The organism is Huaxiibacter chinensis, assembly GCF_022171985.1.
GTDB lineage: Bacteria > Pseudomonadota > Gammaproteobacteria > Enterobacterales > Enterobacteriaceae > Enterobacter > Enterobacter chinensis_A.
Genome location: NZ_JAJVHF010000015.1, coordinates 17,341 through 41,112, shown reverse-complemented (window position 1 = coordinate 41,112; position 23,772 = coordinate 17,341). Strand labels below are relative to the sequence as shown.

General features: G+C 50.1%; 24 protein-coding genes and 1 pseudogene. 10 read left to right on the top strand and 15 right to left on the bottom strand.

Annotation, left to right across the window (positions count from 1 at the left end; genetic code table 11):
• The first annotated feature begins 222 nt into the window (after positions 1 to 222).
• Positions 223 to 1,305, top strand: coding sequence for a competence protein CoiA family protein (locus LZP96_RS21115; protein WP_258926337.1), 1,083 nt, complete (start codon positions 223 to 225; stop codon positions 1,303 to 1,305).
• A 165-nt stretch (positions 1,306 to 1,470) separates the two neighbouring features.
• On the opposite strand, the gene LZP96_RS21110 is transcribed toward LZP96_RS21115, so the two are convergent.
• The 13 genes from LZP96_RS21110 to LZP96_RS21050 all read right to left on the bottom strand — a co-directional run bounded on the left by LZP96_RS21110 (position 1,471) and on the right by LZP96_RS21050 (position 14,878).
• Positions 1,471 to 2,970, bottom strand: coding sequence for a helix-hairpin-helix domain-containing protein (locus LZP96_RS21110; protein ID WP_001284318.1), 1,500 nt, complete (start codon positions 2,968 to 2,970; stop codon positions 1,471 to 1,473).
• Between the two features lie 25 nt (positions 2,971 to 2,995).
• Positions 2,996 to 4,633 carry a PP2C family serine/threonine-protein phosphatase gene (locus tag LZP96_RS21105; protein WP_126517212.1) on the bottom strand — a complete coding sequence of 546 codons (1,638 nt, stop codon included), beginning with the start codon at positions 4,631 to 4,633 and terminating at the stop codon, positions 2,996 to 2,998.
• Entirely contained in the window at positions 4,633 to 5,673 is a 1,041-nt protein-coding gene (locus tag LZP96_RS21100) for a TerY-C metal binding domain-containing protein (protein WP_001253656.1), read from the bottom strand. The genes LZP96_RS21105 and LZP96_RS21100 overlap by 1 nt, the downstream gene beginning before the upstream one ends.
• A gap of 84 nt (positions 5,674 to 5,757) precedes the next feature.
• Positions 5,758 to 6,396 carry a vWA domain-containing protein gene (locus LZP96_RS21095; protein ID WP_001253658.1) on the bottom strand — a complete coding sequence of 213 codons (639 nt, stop codon included), beginning with the start codon at positions 6,394 to 6,396 and terminating at the stop codon, positions 5,758 to 5,760.
• The gene (locus LZP96_RS21090; protein ID WP_000116681.1) at positions 6,396 to 7,037 is read right to left on the bottom strand and encodes a TerD family protein; all 642 of its coding nucleotides are present in this window, start codon (positions 7,035 to 7,037) and stop codon (positions 6,396 to 6,398) included. The genes LZP96_RS21095 and LZP96_RS21090 overlap by 1 nt, the downstream gene beginning before the upstream one ends.
• Before the next feature lie 22 nt (positions 7,038 to 7,059).
• A complete protein-coding gene (locus LZP96_RS21085; protein WP_001253657.1) occupies positions 7,060 to 7,698 on the bottom strand; it encodes a vWA domain-containing protein in 639 nt (212 codons plus the stop codon).
• A 462-nt stretch (positions 7,699 to 8,160) separates the two neighbouring features.
• Positions 8,161 to 8,628 carry a tellurium resistance protein TerW gene (gene terW, locus LZP96_RS21080; RefSeq protein ID WP_001176767.1) on the bottom strand — a complete coding sequence of 156 codons (468 nt, stop codon included), beginning with the start codon at positions 8,626 to 8,628 and terminating at the stop codon, positions 8,161 to 8,163.
• A gap of 17 nt (positions 8,629 to 8,645) precedes the next feature.
• Positions 8,646 to 9,854, bottom strand: a complete 1,209-nt coding sequence (locus LZP96_RS21075; protein ID WP_011152964.1) for a DUF4236 domain-containing protein — start codon at positions 9,852 to 9,854, stop codon at positions 8,646 to 8,648.
• Positions 9,855 to 9,864: 10 nt separating this feature from the next.
• A complete protein-coding gene (locus tag LZP96_RS21070) occupies positions 9,865 to 10,821 on the bottom strand; it encodes an HpcH/HpaI aldolase/citrate lyase family protein (protein ID WP_011152965.1) in 957 nt (318 codons plus the stop codon).
• Positions 10,821 to 11,900, bottom strand: a complete 1,080-nt coding sequence (locus LZP96_RS21065) for a cysteine protease StiP family protein (protein ID WP_001585166.1) — start codon at positions 11,898 to 11,900, stop codon at positions 10,821 to 10,823. Before LZP96_RS21065 ends, LZP96_RS21070 begins: the two co-directional genes overlap by 1 nt.
• Position 11,901: 1 nt before the next feature.
• Positions 11,902 to 12,675: an HAD family hydrolase gene (locus LZP96_RS21060; protein WP_001040058.1), complete on the bottom strand. Its 774-nt coding sequence runs from the start codon at positions 12,673 to 12,675 to the stop codon at positions 11,902 to 11,904.
• On the bottom strand, positions 12,668 to 13,810 hold the full coding sequence (locus tag LZP96_RS21055; protein ID WP_001280115.1) for a phosphoribosyltransferase domain-containing protein: 1,143 nt from the start codon (positions 13,808 to 13,810) through the stop codon (positions 12,668 to 12,670). Before LZP96_RS21055 ends, LZP96_RS21060 begins: the two co-directional genes overlap by 8 nt.
• A 9-nt stretch (positions 13,811 to 13,819) precedes the next feature.
• Positions 13,820 to 14,878: an ATP-grasp domain-containing protein gene (locus LZP96_RS21050; RefSeq protein ID WP_012695441.1), complete on the bottom strand. Its 1,059-nt coding sequence runs from the start codon at positions 14,876 to 14,878 to the stop codon at positions 13,820 to 13,822.
• Positions 14,879 to 15,198: 320 nt separating this feature from the next.
• Here LZP96_RS21050 and LZP96_RS21045 point away from each other — a divergent pair, with 320 nt between their 5' ends.
• From LZP96_RS21045 to LZP96_RS21010, 8 genes are all read left to right on the top strand, one after another.
• Complete coding sequence (locus tag LZP96_RS21045; RefSeq protein WP_000254137.1) at positions 15,199 to 15,780, top strand: tellurium resistance-associated protein TerZ; 582 nt, start codon at positions 15,199 to 15,201, stop codon at positions 15,778 to 15,780.
• On the top strand, positions 15,780 to 16,937 hold the full coding sequence (locus tag LZP96_RS21040; RefSeq protein WP_001054786.1) for a TerD family protein: 1,158 nt from the start codon (positions 15,780 to 15,782) through the stop codon (positions 16,935 to 16,937). The genes LZP96_RS21045 and LZP96_RS21040 overlap by 1 nt, the downstream gene beginning before the upstream one ends.
• Before the next feature lie 22 nt (positions 16,938 to 16,959).
• Positions 16,960 to 17,415 carry a tellurite resistance TerB family protein gene (locus LZP96_RS21035; protein WP_000007449.1) on the top strand — a complete coding sequence of 152 codons (456 nt, stop codon included), beginning with the start codon at positions 16,960 to 16,962 and terminating at the stop codon, positions 17,413 to 17,415.
• 22 nt (positions 17,416 to 17,437) lie between these two features.
• Entirely contained in the window at positions 17,438 to 18,478 is a 1,041-nt protein-coding gene (gene terC / locus LZP96_RS21030) for a tellurium resistance membrane protein TerC (protein ID WP_000255079.1), read from the top strand.
• Between the two features lie 48 nt (positions 18,479 to 18,526).
• Entirely contained in the window at positions 18,527 to 19,105 is a 579-nt protein-coding gene (gene terD / locus LZP96_RS21025) for a tellurium resistance membrane protein TerD (RefSeq protein WP_000116680.1), read from the top strand.
• A gap of 68 nt (positions 19,106 to 19,173) precedes the next feature.
• Positions 19,174 to 19,749, top strand: a complete 576-nt coding sequence (locus LZP96_RS21020) for a TerD family protein (protein WP_000301247.1) — start codon at positions 19,174 to 19,176, stop codon at positions 19,747 to 19,749.
• Between the two features lie 428 nt (positions 19,750 to 20,177).
• The gene (locus tag LZP96_RS21015; protein WP_001053340.1) at positions 20,178 to 21,419 is read left to right on the top strand and encodes a vWA domain-containing protein; all 1,242 of its coding nucleotides are present in this window, start codon (positions 20,178 to 20,180) and stop codon (positions 21,417 to 21,419) included.
• 90 nt (positions 21,420 to 21,509) lie between these two features.
• On the top strand, positions 21,510 to 21,965 hold the full coding sequence (locus LZP96_RS21010; RefSeq protein ID WP_000374058.1) for a hypothetical protein: 456 nt from the start codon (positions 21,510 to 21,512) through the stop codon (positions 21,963 to 21,965).
• Positions 21,966 to 22,205: 240 nt separating this feature from the next.
• On the opposite strand, the gene LZP96_RS21005 is transcribed toward LZP96_RS21010, so the two are convergent.
• Together LZP96_RS21005 and LZP96_RS21000 are read right to left on the bottom strand one after the other, a co-directional pair.
• Complete coding sequence (locus LZP96_RS21005) at positions 22,206 to 22,397, bottom strand: DUF7706 family protein (protein ID WP_000398479.1); 192 nt, start codon at positions 22,395 to 22,397, stop codon at positions 22,206 to 22,208.
• A gap of 91 nt (positions 22,398 to 22,488) precedes the next feature.
• Positions 22,489 to 22,830: a hypothetical protein gene (locus LZP96_RS21000; RefSeq protein WP_001151572.1), complete on the bottom strand. Its 342-nt coding sequence runs from the start codon at positions 22,828 to 22,830 to the stop codon at positions 22,489 to 22,491.
• 625 nt (positions 22,831 to 23,455) lie between these two features.
• Here LZP96_RS21000 and LZP96_RS20995 point away from each other — a divergent pair.
• A pseudogene (locus LZP96_RS20995) lies at positions 23,456 to 23,676 on the top strand (type I restriction-modification system subunit M N-terminal domain-containing protein); the annotation flags it as partial.
• Positions 23,677 to 23,772 lie beyond the last annotated feature (96 nt).

The following is a 23,772-nucleotide window of genomic DNA, read 5'->3' as shown; positions in this document are numbered from 1 at the left end:
AGCCCACTGCTAAATACATCCGATATTCTCCTTAATTTTAGAAGTTGTGATAAAAGTTACTTTACCTAAACTTCTCTCTCCATATTTGTAAGGCTCTCATTTGATTCTTGTCAAACATTAATCTGGAAAACTAAAAAATCATTTCTTTTAATTCGTTTTACAGAAATCCTCCTCCGTTATTTCGGATATAGTTTGAATAATTATCAAAAACGGGGTGCAGCCATGCGTAAGAGTTACACATTTGGTATTCCATTTGGACTCCAGAGAGAATCAGGACTCTTTTTAGATATTACAGAGGTCAGCCGGGGTATCGACTGTAACTGCATCTGCCCCGCTTGCAAAACTGATCTGTTAGCAAAGCAGGGGGAGGTCAAGCTTTGGCATTTCTCACACAGTACTGCTGTAGCCGGTGACTGTGATGGTCTGATGGAAGCCATCCGGGGAAAAATTATTGAAGTCATCAACGAGCACCAGGTTCTTGGTTTCCCAAATCTTCTCGCTGGCGACGATGGTGGGCCGGTTTCACTGAATGAGGTTATTGGAAGCGGCAGTATGTTCGGAGGCACAGCTGATCTGTTCGTAAAGGTTAATGATTTATGTGTGGCCGTCTTTCTGGACAGGGATCGTAGCATTTCTGCGAAGTTAACCTTTGACCACCTTCATCCTTCCGAAAGAGTTGCCGCATTGCGTATCGATCTTCCAGATATTGAATATGAAATCAGTCAGGTGCAGCTCGGGCGACGTAAAACAACATACAATGAGTGCATTGAAAGCCTGATCATTGATGAGACCAGTTCCCGGGAATGGCTATATCATCCATTAATGCATGAACTTGAATCTGAACCTCTTCAGGAGTATCGGGGACGGGAGCCTTCAGAGGAAGGGCCTCTTCTTCAGCGCCTTGCTGACTGTAAGATGAAATTGCCTGATATCCTTCCGGGCAGTCATAACGCGTTAGTCAGGTTACAGCAGGATACGATTGTATGTCTGTGTAGGTTAACGGTTCGGGCTTATGACATCGCTCAGACCGATGAATTTCCTTTGTTCCTTCGCTATTTCAGGTTGCACTGCCTGGAAAACAGCGAACATGTCAGTTACGAAAGACTGATCTGCTGGCAGGAAATGATTTCAAAAACCCAGGAAGGCCAGTCCTTGACACAAAACGAACTTGAATATCTTCATGAGATTGTCCGCATCGCCTTATACAATCACCGGCTTAACAATGTCAGTATTTCAGATGTTAAAAACCATGACACAGGAAAGGAGAGCGGCAGGGTAGAGCCACAAAACTATTCACTCTTATAAATAAATTGGGCTTTGCGCATTAAACCCTTGCCGCAGGAGGTGTACCGCATATCCGGCACAGACAGTCAGTTTTTCTGGCAGCTTAAATTTGACACAGCTTAATATAGTGATTCATTAAACAGGTTCAGTATGCTGCCAGAACGTTTTAGTCGTTATGGGCGTCCGTTAGTTTTCTACTAACTGAACGACGACCAGCCTGCCGCCTTCCTCCTTTGACAGAACAAACTGAGCGTTATTCGTCAGTTCAATTTTTTCCCCAATGGCAATCTGTCGTTTATCCGGTAATGACATAAGCCCATTTATGCCTTCATTTACTAACCACCACTGATCGTTATGGAAAACAAAATACCCAACTCGTTTCCTTTGCAAATCGGTTGTACGCTCATTTGGCGCAATGAGGCGATTCACATGCCACGCATAGATTGACTGCCCGCTCCACACCATCAACCGGTGGTCGTCAGGACGATAACTGCCTTCCTTTCGGGAAGAATATAAATTTAGAACCGGTAATTTACCCTTGTATGGCGTACCGCAGTAGGGACAAACCGGCTTTGTCTTACCCGAGAAAACGTACCATTTCTGTTCACACGCCTTGTTCTGGCAGGGCTGTATCAGATCGACTGTTTTAACCAGGGCGCTTTCCCACTCATCGGCGGTCGGGCGTTTAGTGGCATCGTGTAAGCCATCTATAAAGGCGCGCTCAAACAAAGGTGTCAGATAAGGGCCCATGATGGTGTAAGGAATTTTCTCCGGGTCAGCCCAGGGCAGTGAAAAGGACGATAGCTGACTGACTTTGACTGCATTGCTTTTGTCTGTCGGATGTTCAATGAAGAGTGCCTTCTCACCCATAGATAAGGTCTCATCACGTACTTCATCCGACATGTCATGTATTTTTCCGCCACGTAGCGGATGACGGAAGAACAGATACATGTAGATAAGCACCGACAGCGCATGACGGTCAGTAGTAATGCTTGGCAATACGCGGTTCGGATCCTCTTTGGAAAGATGACTGGTTTTCACCACTTCCGGAGCGATAAAATCCGGGGTGCCCACCACGTCGGGAGGATACTTTCCAGGGACAACCAGGCCGTCTACGTCAATGATGCAGGCATGTCCCATTTCTGGATCGATAAGCACGTTTTTATAGCTTAGATCGCTGTGACAGAGACCTGCCGCATGCATCCTTCTGACGGCTCTTGTCAGCAGCAGACAGACCTTGAGATAGGTAAGCGTATTGCCTCGTTCACGTGGGTCGAGAAATTTGTTCTGGTTGCTGGCGCTGGCAAACCATTTGCCTTCCTTTTCACGACCTTTTATGCCAAGAAAATCATCGTTTTTAGAGCCGTATTTAAAGAAAAAGTAGCTTTTGTAGGTTGGAACCACGATGCCGATTTTATGCCCATGCTCAACAACATGGGTCGGCCAGCAAAACAGGTCCTTCCAGTATTCACCTCCGGACTGGCCAAAAATGTTTTGCCTGTAGCGTCCGGTGATCATATCAATCCGATCCCGGGCCTGCTCGTTCTGCGGTTTATGATAAAAAGCGACGACGTATGATTTATCAGGCGAAAAGTAAACATCCTTCATCGAGCCCGAACCAATTACCTCGTCAACATACTGGACTGTTTCGCCGTCCTTTGTTTTGCACGTAACGATATTTGCCATATTGATCACCGAAAAAGCGTATCCCTTACCACAACACCGCAATAGTGCGGTCATCATGGTTCCCTGTGGAGAAAAAGTTAAGCCAGTCGCCTAACCTCTCAGGCGCAATACTGGCGTCTGTAAGGACAGGGTTGAGCTCATCAACGAGACGGGTCCATTTTTCGTCACTGCGAAGCCCATTATCCGTCTCAAACAGAGGGTCTGAGACGCCGTCTGTCATGAGGATCAAGTGAGATACATCATTCCATTTACCCACGCTGATGCGGCCGCTAAACGAGGGGTCTGCGATAATGCTCTGGTCAAGGAAACGGGTTTGTCCTGCGTATTCTCCGCTATCGGGATTTCCCAGTATCCTGACTTTACCGGAAGGGCTGTATGCACCTATCGCACCATCACCAAGCCAGAATGCAGCCGCAAACAGCTCGTTATCAGTTCGTAGCGCTACAGTTGCCAGAAGGGTTGTTGAATAGGATTTCACAGGTTGTTCTGCACAAATGGCTTCGTTCTGGATACTGTTGACCGCGAGCGTAGCTGCCTGTTTAAAATGATGAAGCATGGCGTTTATTGTTGCCTGCTGATCGCTCCCTTCCCACGCCGTGATGTGCTGCTTTAAATGGACGCCTTTCACACCACTGAGCTGATTTAAAAGGTAATCGCCAGCCGTTTTGACTGCAATCCGGGAGCCTTCCCGGGAATTTACCGCACTACCGGCTCCGTCTGCGACCAGCATGACAGACCATCCTGTTTCCTGGCAGTGGTTGATGTAGAAGTCGTCATCTCTGAAGCTTCCGGCATGCTCATGAGAGCGTCCCCGGCGACTGGCGGCAGCAATACGTATATCACCCCTGACCAGGCCAGCAGCGTCCAGATGGGACTTAGGGTAGGGAGCGTCTGCTGGTGGCTCTACCACCTTCCACAGGCTTCTCGGATCGGGATTTACTATAAAAAGCTGTTTTGTTTCACATTCGTCGTGCGACGCGCATGACCAGATTACTGAAAGCTCTATATCGCCGCTTTCGGTGGGTGTACCTGTCAGCAACTCCAGTTCTTTGTCAAAGGACAGGCCAATGTTCCGGGGAAAGACAACGTCCCTGACAGTAGCCTGCTGGCCCTCATCCAGTACGATAGCAACCGGCGAAGAGAAACGTTCGCCTGCGCGGGCGTTGGGGATCGTTATTTTAGCTCTCGGGGGAACGGCAGGTGGCACAGCTAAGCTGGCCCGCTGCTGGCCTGTCGGTATCTGCCCGGGTTTTAATACCAGGGAAGACAGGTTTTCGTCTTCCCTCTGTGCTGGTTTATCAAATTCGTAATAAGGCATCAGCTTCCAGAACGGAGGATGAGGCTCATTTTCTGGCAGGGGTTGCAGTGCTGATGTATCGGTAGCGTCAATGCCCGGGTTATCAGCAACACTTACGACCGTTTGTTGCTGATCGGAAAGACTGGATGCTGACGAGGCGGCAATCTCTGCGTCGTTATCACCTTCGCTAACCCGCGCAGATAAACCCTGTGCAAGGCTCTCAATCCGCTCTTTAAGCCGCATAATTTCTTCGGTAAGGGATGGGTCCTGCGATAGAAGTAAAAGCCGCTCACCTTCAACAGGGTGGCCCAGCTCAGACAGAACTAAGCGGATAATCTTCTCTTCAAGTAAAGCATTTTGCGACATCAACCTCTCCCTCTGTTTACGTCGAAGTTAGTGTTTCCGCCATCATTGCTGAATGACAGGCCTGTTTCACACCACGGGCAGATCACGTCATCCGGGCCGTCAATACACAGCAACTTTCCGCATGAGCACAGGGCAAACGCACTGGCATTACCGCAGTGGGGGCAACCCGGTACGCCATGCAGTTCGCTGGTATTTACCTGCAAACCGGTAGCGGTGGCATCTGACCACGCAAAATAGTCCTCATCGATGGGATAGCATCCGGCAATATTAAAGCTGTTCAGGTTCAGACTGAAATCGAGCCCGGAAACCCTTGCTGGTGGCCGTTCATACTTCATCAGGTACGGACGACGGGTCTTGCTGCAACGGCCGGTAAGCGTAACGCAGTTTTCGTCGTACGCTTTTACTGGCTCGTCCTTGGCCAGCCGGACTATGTATTCAGTCTGGCTGAGCTCAGGTTGTTTGTCGTCCCCGACGCTGCGGCTGTGCGCCGTAACCGAGGCCGTGATCCATTTGATGAAGCGGGTAAAGTCCCCTTCCTGAGATTCGGTGAACAGCATGACATTCTCTGTCAGTTGCCGCAGGATATTCAGGTCCGCTGACGGCCCCAGGCCAACGGCAATGAGATTCACTTTACTCGCGTAGTGATCCTTCCAGCGCTTCACTTCTGCGGTTGTGTCGTCAGTCGGACGTCCGTCGGTAAGGAGATACACGACGGGTTTCCAGTCGCCTTTAGCCTCATGAGTGGTTTTTCTGACCTGGGTATCAATTTGCACGGTCAGCTCACGCAATGCAGCTCCAAGGCTCGTACCGCCGCCAACGGGAAGGCGGGGAGGGTAGAACGAGGCAATTTCGTGAAGAGGTACAATCGTACGGGCTACACCGGCAAATGCGATTACCGAGACCCAGGCTGTTTCAAGTGCGTGTGGATCCTTTCTTAAATCTCCGACGATCATTTGCAGACCATCAGTCATTTTTTTCAGGTTTTCACCAATCATGGACTCTGAACAGTCCAGGACAAAAAACACGGGAAGGCGTCTCATAATTTTCCTCGTACGGCTGGTACGGCCAGCAGAAAACGTTGCTGTACAGAAAGGTGCTGCCCGGAAACAGCACCTTTCTGTCTGTCAGAGCACCAGCTGGATTTCTGGTGGAGGAGGGGGAAGGGTATCAGTTCCGTTATTAATCCCCGCGCTTGTGCTGCCGGAAGACACGCTGGCCGATACCCATTTAAAGAAACCTGCAAACGCGGTTGAATCTAGCGTCTCCAGAGACACAACCTTATCGGTGAGCTGTTTTAAGTGCTCATGGCCTGCTTTAGGACCAACGGCGCAGGCAATGATGGATCCGAATCCCCGGCCGCGAATCGCTTTTACCGCTTCACCGTACGCCAGGGCATCAGAAGGGGTTCCATCAGTCATCAGGAATACCAGAGGACGCCAGTCTCCTTTGGTATCACCATCTGAGCGACGTACATCCCGTTCAACACACTGCATCAGACATTCAAGGGCAGCACCGGTGAACGTCCCGCCTGCGCTTGGCACAACGATGTCAGAAAACTGGAAGTCTTCCAGCGGCGTGAGAGGAATGAACTCACGCGCCTCATTGTCATAGGTGATAATGGAGATATGAACGCTTTCGAGGGCGTAGGGATCCTGGCGAAGAGCGCTAAGCATCGCCTGAATTCCAACGTTAACGGAATGGATTGACTCACCGCGCATCGAGCCGGATGTGTCGATAACAAGGTAAACAGGCAGGCGGCGCATCACATGTAATTCCTCAGGTGCGAGACAAACGAATCTGATTCTGAAGGCTCACCAATTGCCCTGAGTTTCCAGCCTGTAGCCTCGCGTATCAGCTCGGCAAAGACCATGGAGCGCTGGCTGGCGAAGGCGGGTCCGCCAGAAAGATCGAATCGTGCCATTTCAATATTACGGGCATCTACTGCCCGGATGAAGGCATTCTGAACTTTACCAAAGTGCTGCTGGAGCTTTTCACCATTGTAGATCTGAACGATGAACACAATTTTCTCGTACTGAGCGTCAAGGGAATTCAGGCGCACAATAATTTGCTCATCGTCACCGTCACCGGCTCCGGTTCGGTTATCGCCCGTCAGCCAGATATTGCCTGACTTATGGCGAAGGCTGTTGAAAAAGATGATATCGCCATTCACAAGCGTTGGTTTACCATTTTCCACATTGCCGAGATCGGTCACCTTTCCGGCTGAATTACACAGGAAAGCGATCACATCAAGGTCGTATTCTTCTTCTTTTTTACCAAAGATCCCGCCGAGAAAACCTTTCTTTTCCTCATTAATATCCCAACCGAGGCCGATAGTAACGGACGAGAGATCGTATTCATTTTTTTTCAGGCTTACGCCCTGGCCTTTGCTCAGACTGACAGACATGATATCCCCTTAATCAATAAAATTATAAGACCACATTTACTTCTGGCGGCGGCGGTGGCAGGTCTTCAAGACCGATCACTTCTTTTTTGCTGGACTCCACTTTCTGACTGCCTACCGAAATGCTCGCACTGACCCATTTAAAGAAAGCTTTAATCGTCGAACTGTCAGCTGTATCGAGCTGAACCACGATTTCAGTGATTTCTTTGAGGACGCTGGTATCGGCATCATGCCCGGCTGCACATGCCACAACAACGCCGGTTCTGGCCGCTTTAAAGTCATTCAGGCCTTTACGCCAGTCATCATTCGGACTTCCATCCGTCATCAGGAATACAAGGGGACGCCAGTCACCTTTAGTGTCAGCCGTCGTTTTCTGTACTTCTTTGGCAATGGAGCTGGCCGTGAGGGAAAGCGCTTCGCCAAGAGACGTGGTGCCGCTGGCTGTTAGTGCTGGCATCTGGAAACTCAGGAGGTCTGTCAGGGGGACTGCCTGTCGGGCTGAAGAATCAAAGGTGATCACTGACACGTGAGCCGTTTCGAGTGCATACGGATCCTGTTTCAGCGTGGTAAGCAGCGTCTGAACGCCATTTTTAACCGCTTCGATAGGCTCTCCGTGCATAGAGCCGGACGTGTCGAGTAGCAGATATACGGGTAAGCGTCTCAAATGTAATTCCTTCTTAAGAGATCGGAAGAGGAGAGTAGTTTCAGGAAGAGGCCAGGGTTTGTTGATTTGATAAAACGGCACGACATCTGTCGGGTGGAGATTAAATACTCAGAAGCGGCATTAAAGAAATAAGTTAACCACCATAGAATTACCGACATGTGAATGGCCTCTTATCAACAGAAAAATAATTCAGACCGGACTGGAATATAAGATTTCTGAAAAAACTCGGACAAATAAACTGTCTTATGTATGAAATTCATCATACATCACAGATCTGCATGAATGGAGTGTAAAACGCCCAAAGATTGATGTGTAGCACAAGAGGATGTCAAGACACCAGGTTTTGTAGTCAGTAAGGCGCTGCTGGCATTGCGGGAGGAGAATAGATCAAAACTACGTCACGCCAATACAGAGGTAAAATATGACAAAACCGGGGTTTTCACCCCGGTCTGAGATTTAGCGTCAGGACTTTTTAGCGCTGTATTCTTTTATCAGTTCGTCAACGGAGTGCAGAGCCAGCTTCTCTACCGCTTCACTTCGGGTCGAGCCACTCAGCGCAGCCAGACGGTCAATTTTTCTTAAGATCCGCATGCGTAGCGATAAGGACACGGCTGTTTTTTTATCCTTATCGAGTACGACCTTCCCTGTAGACTCACCGGTTTTCAGTTCAGCATTCTGTGCGAGCGCTTCATTCATCCGGCGAAGGGTCTTTTTATCCAGCTGGCCCGGATTAACGAGATGGTAGGAATGACCTGCCTTGCTGTATTTGATCTCCGCAGAATATGACTCGCGTAGCTCTTTGAGGGCCCGGGTTAATGTCGGCTCTGAGCATTCCAGACTGGTTATAATGTCGGCAGCGGAAACGGGCTTGCCGGTGCCCAGTAAGTTGGCAAGCTTAAAAATCCGGGCCTGTCTGGTATTTAATTGCATCGTAAGATTTAGCCTGCTTAAAGGGTTAGTGGTTCAATAGGCTGAAAAATGAAGGTACTGCTCATCTTTCGAATAACCGGGTGATCGCCTAACGCTTCAACCGGATCAATGTGTTCTATGCCTGCAAAATTTACTGACGACATCTGGCTGCGAGTGCATTTGCAGGACAGGATATACTCATCCTCCAGATAGCCGGTCCGCTTACTGACCCGTTGCGTAAAGCCTGACACAATCACGTTGTCGAAAGGTAGCGTATGTAAAACGATACCGACCAGGCGGAACAAGCAGCCATGGACGTGGCGGGCATAGTTTTCGCGTACGGCTTTTTGCGTCATGGCTTTTTCCGTCAGCTCCGTGCCCCGGGCATTAACGCCGTAAATCTTATCAGGGAAATCTTCAATCTCAGCTAAATCAACGTCCAGCAGGACTGCTGATAGCTCCGGCTTTACTTCAAATGCAACAATCGTTTCACGCGGCCATTCAGTTTCTGCCAGCACACCCGCCAGGTATGATTCGAAAAACGCGGCGTCTGTCCGGAACTGCTGCCGGGCATCTGCCTGAGCCGTGGCGAGCCGTTTTTCATGTTCTTCTGCTTCAAACTTCCAGTTTGCATACTGTTCGGCCCAGGCCGTCCGTTGTTGCTGGTACCGGTGCTGTCGAAGGGTATTCTCACGCTCCACATCAATCAGCTCCTGCTGCCACCGGCGAAGATTTTCGGCGTGGCGCTCAGCTTTAGCTGATTCCGATTCAAACCATTTACCCAGAAAACTAATGCCTTCGCTCTCGGCAGGCTTTTCCGGCAATGCAAGGTAGTCTGGCTTTTCTGGACGCACCGGTGCCGGAACCTGAAAAGGCGACGTTCTGTTATGCAGGTATACTGCTTCCAGCTCTGCCCAGCTGATGCCTGTTTTTGGATCCGGCGTCAGCTCGTGAATATTACGGATTGCGGTTACCGCTGACATGAGTTCAGCGGCTTCCTGCTCAAGCGCCTGTCTGAGCCCCGGGTCGGTTGCCGTCCGGTTTCCACCTCCGGAACGCGCGGCCCGGTCAAGCCGGGTACGGTAACTCAGCCCGGTACCGGGCAAGCCCAGATTGGCATAGGTCCCCCGGCTACCAAAAGAAACGGAAGCACCTCTCGGCCCGACACTCAGGCTCGGTGCACCGTTACTCAGGTTGAGGCGAACGCCAGGAATAATGTTGATCGACTTTCTGAACCTGAACCCCATTATGATTTCCTTAATGATGCTGGGTCACGGTAAGTAATCTGATTCCATCAGCGCTTTGCTCGTTCTGTAACCCATAAAAACGAGCTCTGTCCAGAATGCCAGCCGCCCAGCGGCGATGTGTGGCGGGTTCACACATTGCTCCCTGCGACTTAAACACGGCCTGGGTAGAGTTCAGGATCCGCAGAGCGTCAGAATACTCACCCTGAGTGACCATCAGCGCGTTTTGAATGACCTCTATCTGACCCGGGTGAATGGCCGTTTTCCCAACAAGCCCATGTGCCATATCAAGAGCCAGCTCTCTGGCCATAACGGCATGATCGTCAATATGCTCACATACGGGCGCGGTCAGGGCAAAATCACGCGGGCCGAAGACTGAAACGAGCATTTTGATGACGTAGCCCATCGGGCTGTCATACAGCGTCAGGTCCCGGGGGCGGCGAAGCGACACAACGTTCATAAGATCGTTGCCGCCGATTCGAAGCGCAATAATGCGGTCGTGGCAGGGATGTTCCACCAGGCGAGTGGCCAGCTCGCGCATCTGAACCACGTCAAAGACGTCTTCTGTTTCCAGCGTTGGCATCATGCACAGGTGAGTCCCGCCCATGATATCCCACCATTCAGCTAACGAACTGAGGGTAAATTTCGGCAACACAAACCCATCGACAGCGGAAAGATCATAATGCGCTTTTAACCATCTGCCCATTTCGGCATGCCGAGGGCGAATGAACACCAGAGGCCAGTCATTTTTACCCAGGCTACGCATGCTGTTACTGAGCTCGTGCAGCAGGTGCTCCAGATTTTTGAGGGCGATGGGGATGTCTGCTTCACTGACAGCATCCTCCAGGCAAATCACCAGAGAGCGCAAACCCGGGATTTTCCCGTGCAGGACGGCATCAGCAATATCTTCCCGTGTTGCAGGCATGTATAGCGTGGCTCCCAGATTCCAGGGAGAAAGACGATTTTTCATCAGAGTACCTTCTTGATAATGGTTACAGCCCGATACTGGCCGAGGGTTCCCCCCATTTCTGTAACAACTATTCCCTTTTCACGAGCAAGCCCTACAAGCAAGGCAACGTCCGGGTCGTCAATAGAACGCACAAATACATGGTCCGGTACCCGACGTAATACAGCCCGGGTTGCTTCAGCAATACCGGGTTTAATACGATTGACGCTGTCCACTTTAAATTCATCGGCCAGGAACGCGATAACGTCGCGACTTGTCTGCCATAAGACCCGGGCTGACTCCATATTCCAGCTCAGGGTAGCGAGGGATGACGGGGTTAACTTCTTACGGAAATGGGCGACGGTATCGACAAGCATCCGGCTGCATTCGAATTCACTGAGATGCTCGCAAACCATGCACCCATGTAATCCTTCAGAGGACCATACTGACCGGGAGATCAGGCCTGATACCGGCGCACCCATGATGCCAAAAGGAATGAGCCAGTCATCATCACTGGCTGCAAGCCAGGAGCAGCCACAGGGATCGGCCAGGACAACCAGTCGCGGCTGCTCAGGATAGCCCGGGCGATCTTTCAGTGCGCGTACAAGCTCTCCGGTAATTGCGCCTTTACCTGTCCATCCGTCAACAAAGACAATACCGCTGGTACCATGGCGCTCTTCAATGACGTCGAGGGCTGCACCGTCAATTCCACGATCCCGGATAATGCTGATACCGTAATGCCATGAGGTTTTCCCCATGTCACGCAGGGCCTGGTGCAGCATAACGCCGAGCGGCACGCCAGCTCTGACGAGACTGGCCAGTACAATGGGCTCATCACCGAAGCGTTCGGCCAGAGCAATAGCGAGCTGTGTGACTTCTTTTGCAAGTCTCTCTGCGCCCCGATCCAGCGCCCGGTGAAACAAATCAAGATGCCATTGTGTTGGCGCTGGCTCCTGACTGAGCATGTCCGAATAATGTTTCTTCCCTGACTGAATCAGCTCTTCTTTTTGCTCAACCGGCGTCATCTCAATGACTACCGGCTTTAGCAGAAATTCCACGTCACCGGGCTGGTATGAGCCGGTAAATGTGTCATGTGGCTGCATTTTAATTTTCTCCAAAAATTCGCTGTGAAATGGCATCTGCAAACTGACTCTGACGCGGGATGCCAAACCAGCTGCACAGTTTCATAAAACGATGATCGCTCAGGCTGTCGCCCAGACCAATTACGGGGAAGACTCCGCGTTCAGCCCGAAGTTTTTCAAGAAGCCATCTGACTGCCAGCCCTTTCTCAACCGCGGTGGGAAGCCAGGCCACGTTATTACTGTTGCGGTGGATGTAGAAGCCCTCGGTCGGAAACACCGTTTCTATCTCATCTGCAATGGCATTGAGCTCGTCAAGGCGGGTGCTGTCGCGGTGCTTCATCACCATATAAACCGCCGTTTCACCGTATTCGAAGTTCAGCCTTGCCCAGGCATTGATCCCTTTTGCGTCCATCATTTCAGTGATCAGACGCTGCATCGATGTCAGCTTTTCCTGATAGGGAGCCAGCTGGCCGAGCATATGGGCCTTCCACTCCTCGTCGGGTTTGCCTTCTGGCGTGAGAATGACGGCCCCGTGAGTGGTGATTGCCCAGGAGTGGAAAGGGATCCGTACGCGGCTGATTTCTTCAGTTCCCCGTGCGGTAACGGGTATGAGTTCAGCCTGCTCCAGGAGCCAGTCCACCAACATGGACTGTTCTTCCGTCATAAAGCTTCGTGGATTCAGGGTGCGATCAACGGCACCGGTACGGAATGGCTCCAGGGCCAGCTCGTCCACCATTTTACGACGGGTCTGAAAGAGCGTGTCGTCAAGGTCGCTCAGAACAACGGGTTTATTCATAGGTAACAATCTCCACGACGGCCGCAACCTCAGCCAGCGCTTTAAGAAGCTGCGTGTCAATACTTTCTGCGGGTGTCTCAGTACACACAAGAATGCGGTCAAACTGCTGGTGGGCGACGTTATAGACAAAATTGGGGATGCCCAGCCCGTAGTTATCCGTAAAGGAAATGGCGGACTCAATGGCATAACCAACGGCGATAGGGGAGCGGGTGGTCGATCCATAAAATGCCTGTGCTCCGGCAGCTTCGAGCCGTTCAGCAAGCAGGAACGGCTCCCAGACGAATTCCCCGGTCCCGAGAACCAGAATACGTTCCCCCTTGTGGACGGAGACCTCATGGCCGAGATCGGCCGCAGGTGCGAGCATCCCCAGTCGGCCCCAGGACTGTTTTCCCTGGATGTCCCATTCTCCTCGTGAAGTTACGTTGACTTTCGGCATGTCCGGGACAGGTGCATCAGGTAATGGGGTCCATCCCCACTTACCGCTTACAAGAGAAACCGAAGTGACTGGTAAGGTGCTGCGCTCGGACAAGGCTTTGCCACTCCAGTCGGTAAGCGTAACGGCTATAACCTGTTCAATATGTTGAAGCTTGCCGGTATTACGCAGGGCTGAAAGCAGGTTAATAAAGGTATTACCGGTGGTTGCCTCGTCATCAATCAAAACCAGCGTTCGTGCGTTGGTAACACGACGTCTTTTCTCTTCATCATCTGGCAGATAGATCAGATGATCGGTGGCGTGGCTGTGTTCTTCCTTGAACTCGCAAAGCAACGTGCCATCAACCGGGTGACGGGTAGAGGTCAGATAGACAGATTCAGGATGCTGGTGGCGCACTTCATCAAATACACCGGCCCCAAGCCCAACGGCGGTTTCAGCCATACCGATAAACAGTACGGGTCCTGTCAGTGTCGAGGGGAACTGGCTGGCAAGCTGTCTGTAGGCCTGCCGCATGACTGAGGGTGGCACGGGAATGTGCCTGCCGAGTACTTTGCTGACAAACAGAAAGGCGCGTTTCGGGTTACGTCTTTCAGCGATGTCAAACAGGTCATCGAGCGAAACTTCACCCTGGTCGCGGGTTACCTGAATCGTACCGCATGAGAGGGTACGGCGATAAATCATATCTTCGAGGATATCAGACATAAATACGCCTTAATTCAGAAGGTTAGAGAGTGATTCCGGGTATGCAATTACATCCGTAATGGATCTCACCGCAACCGGAGAAAAGGTGTTTTTAGCGCTCTGGCGCACCATATCTTCAGACATCAGACCGAGCTTAAAGGCAGCAAATAACCCAGGAAGGTTCACCCCGCTGTGAAGGGTATAACCCACCCCCCCTGACGGACGCATGTTGGTTTCAAGCAGCACCGGGTTGCCATTCACATCGTTTCGCGTCTGAACATTCACCAGCCCGTCGGCCTTCATAACCCTGGCGCAGTCACACGCCAGTTCCCAGGCGCTTCCTTCGTTTACCAGATACTGGATAACCCCTTCCTTACGGCGTCCCACGGCTGCGAGTATTTCGCCCTTATCCGCGAGGATATCGACGGAAAATTCCGGGCCTGGCAGGTACGGCATCAAAACAAGGGGTTTAAACGACTCAGCAGCTGATGCTGCTGCAATATACTGTTGCGGACTGACCAGACGATGTTCGGGATGATTAAAGACGGCCATAGGCGAAGCACTGTCATCAAAGCGCCAGAATCCCATGCCATAGATACCCGTCACCGGCTTCACGCATACCGGGCTGTCAGTGAACGGCGGGGCCGCGAGGTGTGTTTTTAATTCTGCCAGCGTATTCACCCGCCAGGATGGTACGACCGGGAGACCCTTTTGCTCCATAAACTGAGCAAAAGTAACTTTTTCGTCAGCCAGAGTTAACCAGTCGACGCCCGTTGCACCGGTAGTAAGGGTGGCACCGGTCGATTCAATGGCTGAACGGTGTTCTTCAAACCACTGGCTGTTACGGCCAGTATGAATATGGTGGATGCCGTAGGACTGAATGGTTTCCTGGATAAACTGAAGACGTTTTTGAGGATCTTCAGGTTCAGTCAAAGAATAGTCGGCAACGGAAAGGATTTCATTTCTTTCGTTACGGTGGGAGGCAAAAACGGTAATGGCAAAATTATTTTTTTTTGCAAATGATTTTACCCCCTGAATAATATCTCGCTGGGAGGATAAACCTTCCATAAACCAAATTTTCTTGTTCATTTTTTTTAATTATCCGGAACGCCATGCAAATTTATGATTGAGAAGTGAGTCTATGAGTGTCTAAGCTACATGTCAATCATAATATGATTAATAACTCCTGTGGTTATGGAGTGCGTCAGGTTTTTTGGATTCCTGATAACACATTGATATTTAAATTAAACTTAGAAAATTAACACCCTGAAAAGGATTTCTTTTTGTGTTTTTACAGAAAACTACCAAAATTTCCCTTGTCAGAGAACTTCATCATGATATGATTTTCTTCGTCAGTTACTAAATATACCTTTGATTGTCTCGGTCATTACCATTTTAAGGAATAAAACATGGTTTCATTAGTTAAGAACCAGACGGTATCACTCAGCAAAGAATCATCTGCATTAAGCCAGCTTCATTTCGGTCTCGGTTGGGATCCGGTTAAGAAAAAAGGTCTTCTTGGAGGATTGTTTGGAGGCAACGACTCAATCGATCTCGATGCTGGCTGCGTATTAATGGACAGCACCGGTAAAACAATTGACACCATCTGGTTCCGCAAACTGGAATCCACCTGCGGCGCTGTTGTGCACAGTGGCGATAACCTGACCGGTGAAGGTGACGGTGACGATGAGGTGATTAATGTCAACCTCTCCCGACTGCCTGCAAACGTTGAATACCTGGCGTTTACGGTAAACAGCTTCCGTGGTCAGTCGTTCAATGACGTCGAAAACGCGTTCTGCCGCGTTGTCGATCAAACCGGCAAAGAGCTGGCTCGCTACAAGCTGACTGAGCAGGGCTCACATACCGGGATCGTTATTTCTTCGCTGCGCCGTAATAACGGCAACTGGGACTTTACCGCCCTTGGCCATGCCTGTCGCGGCCGCACAATTGACGATATGCACTCCGATATCGTTTCAGCGGTTATTCGCTAATGAACCTGACGCCGGGGGGCAATGCCCCCGTTCCAGCCCAGGAGTTGCGGGTCCGGATCACCTCGGGCGGCCAGGTGGATGCTTCGGCGTTTCGCCTGTATGCCGACGGGAAGGTGCAGGGTGATGCGGACATGGTGTTTTATGGTCAGCCACGTAACGATGATGGTACCGTCAGCCTGGTCAGTGAAGGCCAGTACTCAACCTTTACTGTCGCGCTCAACCGGCTGAAACCTGATGTCCAGAAAATTGCGTTCACCGTGACCTGTGACGGTGGGCAGACGGTGTCCGGTCTTCGTAATCTTTCCATCGACGTGGAGCAAGGGGCTACCGGCCTGGTTAGCGGCAGTGTCGAACTGAGCGGCCGTCAGGAAGCAGCCTTAATTCTGGGTGAATTTTACCGTCGTAATAATGACTGGAAATTCCGCTTCGTTGCGCAGGGGTTCAACGGTGGACTTAAACCGCTGGCAGAGCATTTCGGCGTAAATATTGCCGACGAACCGGCTCCCGCAGCCCCGACTCCTCCGGTTGTAACCCCTCCGCCAGTTGAGACAAAAATCAGCCTGAGCAAGGTATCGCTGACAAAAGAGAAGCCTGCAATCAGCCTGACCAAACGGGATAACTTCGGTGAAATCCGGATCAACCTGAACTGGCACCGGGGCAGCGGCAAATCAGGCTTTGCAGGCATGTTCGGCTCCAAAGGAATCGACCTGGATCTGGGGGCCTTTGTTGAGCTTCAGGACGGGTATAAATCGGTCATTCAGGCGCTCGGTAATGCATTCGGTGATTATCGCGATGAACCGTATGTTCAGCTCAAGGGCGATGACCGGACGGGTGATGTATCAGACGGCGAGTGGCTGCATATCAATGGACGTGAATGGAAGCATATCCGCGAAGTGCTGATTTACGCCTTTATTTATGAAGGTGTTCCCAGCTGGGACAAGACTGATGGTGTGGTCACCATTCATGTGCCGGATCAACCGCCCATTGAGACCCGCCTGACCGAAGGTGAAAACCGTCGCACATTGTGCGCCATTGCCAGACTCGTAAACGAAAACGGCGCAATTAAAGTCGAGCGAATTAACCAGTACTTCAAAGGCCAGGACGAAATGGACCGGGCATTTGGCTGGGGATTTCGCTGGAGCGCCGGTTCTAAATAACACAGCAACAAAGGAAACAGGTATGAGCTTTTTCGACAAAGTTAAAGGTGCCATTAACTCAGGCCGTGACGAACTGACCCGCCAGGTTGGCCGTTTCAAAAACAAAAAATTCATGCAGGGCACCGTTGCTGTATGTGCCCGTATTGCCGTATCGAGTGACGGCGTAAGTTCGGAAGAAAAGCAGAAAATGATGGGCTTTCTGCGCTCTTCAGAAGAGCTGAAGGTCTTCGATACCAATGAGGTGATTGAGTTCTTCAATAAACTGGTTTCAAGCTTCGATTTCGATGTTGAAATCGGCAAGGGCGAAACCATGAAATACATCCTGGCGCTGAAAGATCAGCCTGAGGCCGCTCAGCTGGCCTTACGTGTTGGTATTGCCGTTGCGAAAAGTGACGGTAACTTCGATCAGGACGAGAAACTGGCCTCCCGCGAGATCGCTATCGCGTTGGGCTTCGACCCGGCTGAATTTGGCCTCTGATCCACATCCCTAAGGGTAAAATATGGTTTCCACACACATCGGCTTCCCGACTGAAACGGTCATTGTTTTTATTGCGCTTTCAGTCGGTGCCATCTTTATTGACCTGTTTATGCACCGTGATGACAAGCCTATTTCGCTGAAGAGTGCGGCGCTCTGGTCCGTATTCTGGGTTGTGGTTGCGATGGCATTTGCCGGTTTCCTCTATATCCACCACGGTGCTGAGGTTGCCAGTCTGTTTGTCACGGGTTATGCGCTGGAGAAAGTGCTGTCGGTCGATAACCTGTTCGTCATGATGGCCATCTTCTCCTGGTTCGCCGTTCCGGATCGTTATCGCCACCGTGTTCTCTACTGGGGGATCATTGGTGCCATTGTCTTCAGGGGCATCTTTGTCGCCATCGGTACGAGCCTGCTGAGTCTGGGGCCGTATGTTGAAGTTGTCTTCGCTATTATCGTTGCCTGGACAGCGGTCATGATGCTTAAAAGCGGTGATGACGATGATGAAATTGAGGATTACTCCCAGCATCTGGCTTACCGCATGGTTAAACGCTTCTTCCCTATCTGGCCGAAGCTCAGAGGGCATGCCTTCCTGCTTAACCAGAAGGAAGTGGATGCTGAACTGGCGAAACCAGAAAACAGCGATGTCACCATTGGCCGTGGTAAAAAAGCGGCGCTGTATGCGACCCCGCTGTTCCTGTGTGTGGCTGTGGTTGAACTCTCGGACGTAATGTTCGCGTTTGACTCGGTACCGGCAATCATTGCCGTCAGTCGTGAACCGCTTATCGTCTATAGTGCCATGATGTTTGCTATCCTGGGCCTGCGTACTCTGTACTTTGTCCTTGAGGCACTGAAACAGTACCTGGTTCATCTGGAGAAGGCCGTTATCGTGCTGCTGTTCTTCATCGCGGCAAAACTCGGCCTGAATGCGACCGATCACATCTGGCATCATGGTTACAGCATCGCGGCAACAACCAGCCTGTATGTTGTACTGGGTGTACTGGCGCTGGGCATTCTCGCAAGCGTCATGTTCCCGGGCAAACCTGAATCTGAGGAAAAGGGGAGTTAATCCCCTTAAGTGTTAACCTGAACAATTACTAATCGAAGAGGTTATTTTATGAGTGTTTCTCTTTCCAAAGGCGGGAACGTCTCCCTAAGTAAAGCAGCTCCGTCAATGAAAAACGTCCTGGTGGGCCTTGGCTGGGATGCGCGTTCAACAGACGGTCAGGACTTTGACCTGGATGCTTCAGCATTCCTGCTGGCCTCAAACGGCAAAGTGCGCGGCGATTCAGATTTCATCTTCTATAACAACCTGACGTCATCCGACGGTTCCGTAACGCACACCGGCGATAACCGCACCGGTGAGGGCGATGGTGATGATGAATCGCTGAAAATTAAACTGGACGCCGTCCCGTCTGAAGTTGACAAGATCATCTTCGTTGTGACCATCCACGATGCTCAGGCTCGTCGCCAGAGCTTTGGTCAGGTATCCGGTGCGTTTATTCGTCTGGTTAATGACGATAACCAGACTGAAGTTGCTCGCTACGATCTGACCGAAGATGCGTCCACTGAGACTGCCATGCTGTTCGGCGAGCTGTATCGCCACAATGGTGAGTGGAAATTCCGCGCAGTAGGTCAGGGTTATGCTGGTGGTCTGGCATCTGTATGTGCTCAGTACGGCATTAACGCGTCCTGATCAAAAAGTAACTTTTCTACCCGGGGCTGTTAATGCAGCCCTCATTCAACTGTTTGCAGGAGCTAAAAATGGCAGTTTCTCTCGTAAAAGGCGGCAATGTATCTCTGACCAAAGAAGCACCAACCATGAATGTTGCTATGGTTGGCCTAGGCTGGGATGCCCGTGTAACCGATGGTCAGGGTTTTGACCTGGACGCTTCCGTGTTCGCAGTAGGCGAAGACGGTAAAGTGTTGTCAGATGCGCATTTCATTTTCTTCAATAACAAAACCAGCCCTGATGGCGCGGTAGAGCACCAGGGCGACAACCGTACCGGTGAAGGCGACGGCGACGATGAGCAGGTCAAAATCGATCTGACCAAAGTCTCAGCAGATATCAAAAAACTGGTGTTTGCCGTTACCATCTATGATGCAGAAGCGCGTAAACAAAACTTCGGCATGGTGAGCAACAGCTTCATGCGCGTTTACAACAACGACAACGGCACGGAAATTGCCCGTTTCGATCTGTCTGAAGATGCCTCAACCGAAACCGCTATGGTCTTCGGTGAACTGTATCGTCATGGCGCTGAGTGGAAGTTTAAAGCTGTCGGTCAGGGCTTTGCCGGTGGCCTGGCGGCTCTTGCCTCCCAGCACGGCGTTAACATCTAAAATAACGCTGAATCATACCCCGGCAATGCCGGGGTTTTTTTTGGTTGCGATCCGCTATCAGGAGGGGGGGGGCAGAAAGGGTTCGGGAATCTCAGAAAGCAGAGAGATGTTAATTCTGACGTGAGCCTTTTAAAGGCAGGAAACGGATTTTTCTCTGGTTGCTGGTTAAAGCCTGTATTCCGTGCCTTATATCAACAGCATGCCCCTCTGATATATGTTACGTTTGCGACTTATGAAGGCACGGGTTCTGGAAGATAAAATACCCGACCAATGGAAATTCCAATTCAACAGGTATAGAAACTTCAACGTGATGAAATATGGTGTCACACCATATATACGCCTCACCAGAAATCCAGCGTCCTGAACTAAGCCAGGGGAACCTATATAAACGCTGCGCTTTAAAATAATCAAAAATCAGGAGAGTTAATGTGAATCTACAATCCGGACAAAACATACCACTTCAGCAATCTGCGATCAGGCTGAATCTTCAGTACCCTACCAAATCCGGCTTTAAAGGCGAACCCGATACCTGCCTGTTCCTGCTTAATGCTCAGGGAAAGGTCAGCGGCGATTCTGACTTTATCTTTTACAATAATCTGTCTTCTCCTGAAGGGGCAGTAAAGCTCGTTACCGGTTCTCAGCAGTCCAGCATTGAGATAGCACTGGATCGTGTTCCTGCGAACATCAGTAAAATTGCAATCACAGTTGTCATTGATGGTGAAGATACCATCAGTGGGCTCAGTTCGTTGAGCATGCAGGCTCAAGGAATCGCTGAGTTCCAGGCTGAGACTCAGGGCCGCAGTGAGAAAGCAATTATCCTGGGTGAAGTATATCGGCACAATGGCGCCTGGAAGCTTCGTGCGCTCGGGCAGGGTTTCAACGGTGGTCTTGAGCCTCTGGCCATTAGCTATGGCGTTGATGTCGCACAGCCAGCTCCGCAGCCAGCAAAGCCTGCTCGTATCAGTCTGGAAAAGAAACTGGAAACCAGATCTCCGCGCCTTGTAAGCCTCGCTAAAAAAGCCTCGGTCAGTCTTACTAAAAATAAACTGGACACCCTTGAGGCAGCGGTTGCATTTGTACTTGACGCATCCGGCTCAATGAGTGGCCAGTTCAGTAAGGGTAACGTTCAGTCTGTGCTGGACCGCATCGCCGTTCTTGCCGCCCAGTTCGACGACGACGGTGAAATGGATGTCTGGGGATTTGGAGAGAAGCATAAGAAGTATCCAAACGTCACACTGGACAACCTGGACACATATATTCAGTCCATTCGCGGGGCTGGAAAGCGTTCAGCCTGGGAGAACCTGCCGGGCCTCGGAGGGACAAACAACGAGCCTCCTGTGATGGAAGAAATAGTCGACTACTTTAAGGACTCGAAAATCCCGGTGTATGTTGTATTTATTACCGATGGCGGGATCAGCAAGACCCGGGCGATTAAAGATGCAATCCGGCGTTCTGCCAACTACCCCATCTTCTGGAAGTTTGTCGGCCTGGGTGGTTCAAGCTACGGTATCCTCAAAAATCTGGATGACTTTACTGACCGCCGGGTTGATAACACCCACTTCTTTGCCATGGATGATTTCGGTTCGATTAGCGATGAAAAGTTATATGATAATCTACTGGAAGAATTCAGACCGTGGATCGATGAAACAAAAAGGTTAGGCATCCTTTAATACGCACAGTTTGAGCTTGGTTGAATGAGCTCTACAGCAGCTTAATACTGTAGAGCCTTTGTTCATTGGAAATCGTACAGGGAGGCGCATATGGACCGCATCAAGTACCTGAAATGGATAGCTGAAGAATCACCAAGTACGGCTCAGCAGCTGGTGGCCTGGTTAAACAGAGCAAGGCACTATACGCCCGACATGAAAGAGCATCAGGCAGGTGTACAGATTCAAGAAAAGGGGATTGTTGTAGGGCTTAGACAAAGTACTAATCGTTATCATGGAGATTGTCTGACCATACATGTGGTACGGCTTCCGGAAGAAATACAAAACAAGGGATGGTTTAAGTCTTTTCTGAAGCTTTGCTGTGAATCGAATCCCTGGTGCGATGTTGTAATAGAAGACGTGAAAAACCCATATTTATTAAGCTTTTGTAAGAAACTAAACTTTACTGTATTAGATGAATTTTACCCGAATACTTACATAGTAAACACAGATGCCATTATGAGTTTACCTATCCCACCCTTAGGGAGATACGAAACCTATCTTTATTAAACCTGCGAACCTTTACCGGTTGCGTGGGGAGCGGATGGACTTCGGCTAAAGAAAAATCACATCGTCTATTTTGACCAGAAAAAGCTAATCTGCTTGATGTAATGCAGAAACGCATTACATTAATATCTTCTCCCAACAATCACCTGAACAATTCCCTGATTGCTTTTCACCTCATACCAGTGCTGGCTCATAGTTAGTCCTTAAGCAAATTTGTTATCGGAATAAAGAACGAAGCCAGCCTCATCGAGGCGCATAACCTTCTTCCCTTAACGCCTGTTGTAATTTTTCAATTGCGCTTTTCATTACCCAGGCTTCTTCGTCACTCACAGCACAGCCACGAAGATCGCTCCAGCTCAGACGTTTAACTAATTGAGCAAGGGCCATAGTTTCATTCTCATCAAGCTGCAAACTCAGTGTCTCAATACCTTCCACTATCTAACCTCCCTTATACTGAAAAATGGCGCTTTATTTCTGACCAGATGCCGAAGCCTTGAATGCGGCCGGAACTGCCGTTGTTTCTACTTTACAGAAATGGAATTAAAAAGTGGTGGTGCTGGGCACGTTTCTTTTCCAGTCGGGGTTTAAGCCAGAGCCGAAACTCATTCAACTTCTCAGCAGCCAAAACCGCTTCAACGGGGAAAACTTTATATTTACCCTGCTGCTGAGGTTCACCCAACCATCGCCTGATGGCTCCGTCAGTCCATAAACGAGTCTCTTTGAGCCTGGTTACAGTGACCCATTTCCTGGACCATTCATCAAATTGTCGCTGGCGATCCCGATAACGTTGTTCTTCCTGCTGACGAAGCCAGTCACGATCAACAGCGAATTTTCGGTATCCAACAAAGAGCCCTTGTACTTTGGCCATGACAACATTCCGGTTTGCTTAGAACTGTTCAGACAGACATGTCAGGGATAAAGCTGAAGAAAAAGGTACAACGAAGAATAACCAAGACATAGGCCTGCCGGGTAAGTGGTGCGGTGCACAGGACTGTCGGAAAGTACGCTCAGAGAGGGTCGTTTAAGCATGATGCACCACCGCCAGCCAGCCTTAATAATGGTAATGTACCACTGGGTTACCAGACAGACCAGTAACGCATCAAACATAAAACTGTTTTTTAAAAAACGTCAGGAACGTAGCCTGACCTTTTAACCAGTGGTGTAAAAAACATACAGATTGCTCTGAGGTATGAGGTTCAGCAACTAGCCTTGTCGACGCAGAAACATTAAGTAATCAATAGCAGCTATCGCAAACAATGGTGAAAACCACCACGTGCTTTTCAACAAGCCAAGCGGCAGAAAGAGTACAGTTGCCATCGAATAAACAAAAACACGAACCATACCATCTGTAATAAACATAGGCTATTTGCAATCTGAGGTTGGATTGTAGATTTTAGTTAGAAATGGATCAAAGTCCGTTTTGTGCAAAACTTGGTTGACAACCCTCTTTTGGAAGATGTGCCGTTTCGTGCAAAAGTTGGTTGGAGGCCAAGATGGCAGAGTTCGTAGGTTCGGCTGCTTCGCAAGCTGATTTCATTTGGAAGAACGCGGAAGACCTGTGGGGGGGGATTTCAAGCATACCGACTTCGGCAAGATCATTTTGCCGTTTACTCTGCTGCGTCGATTGGAGTGCGCACTGGAGTCTACACGGGAAGCATCGCTCGATAGCCAACCAGCCACGATTGAGTTCTTAGAAGCAGAGTTCAGTGTTGATTTCGATGCGCTGCTATCTTGACCGCCAATCAGACCCGCATGGTTCAGGTTTGTGTATGAGAGTCCCCAAATGGCTGTAGTTCTAACCAAAGCCTTG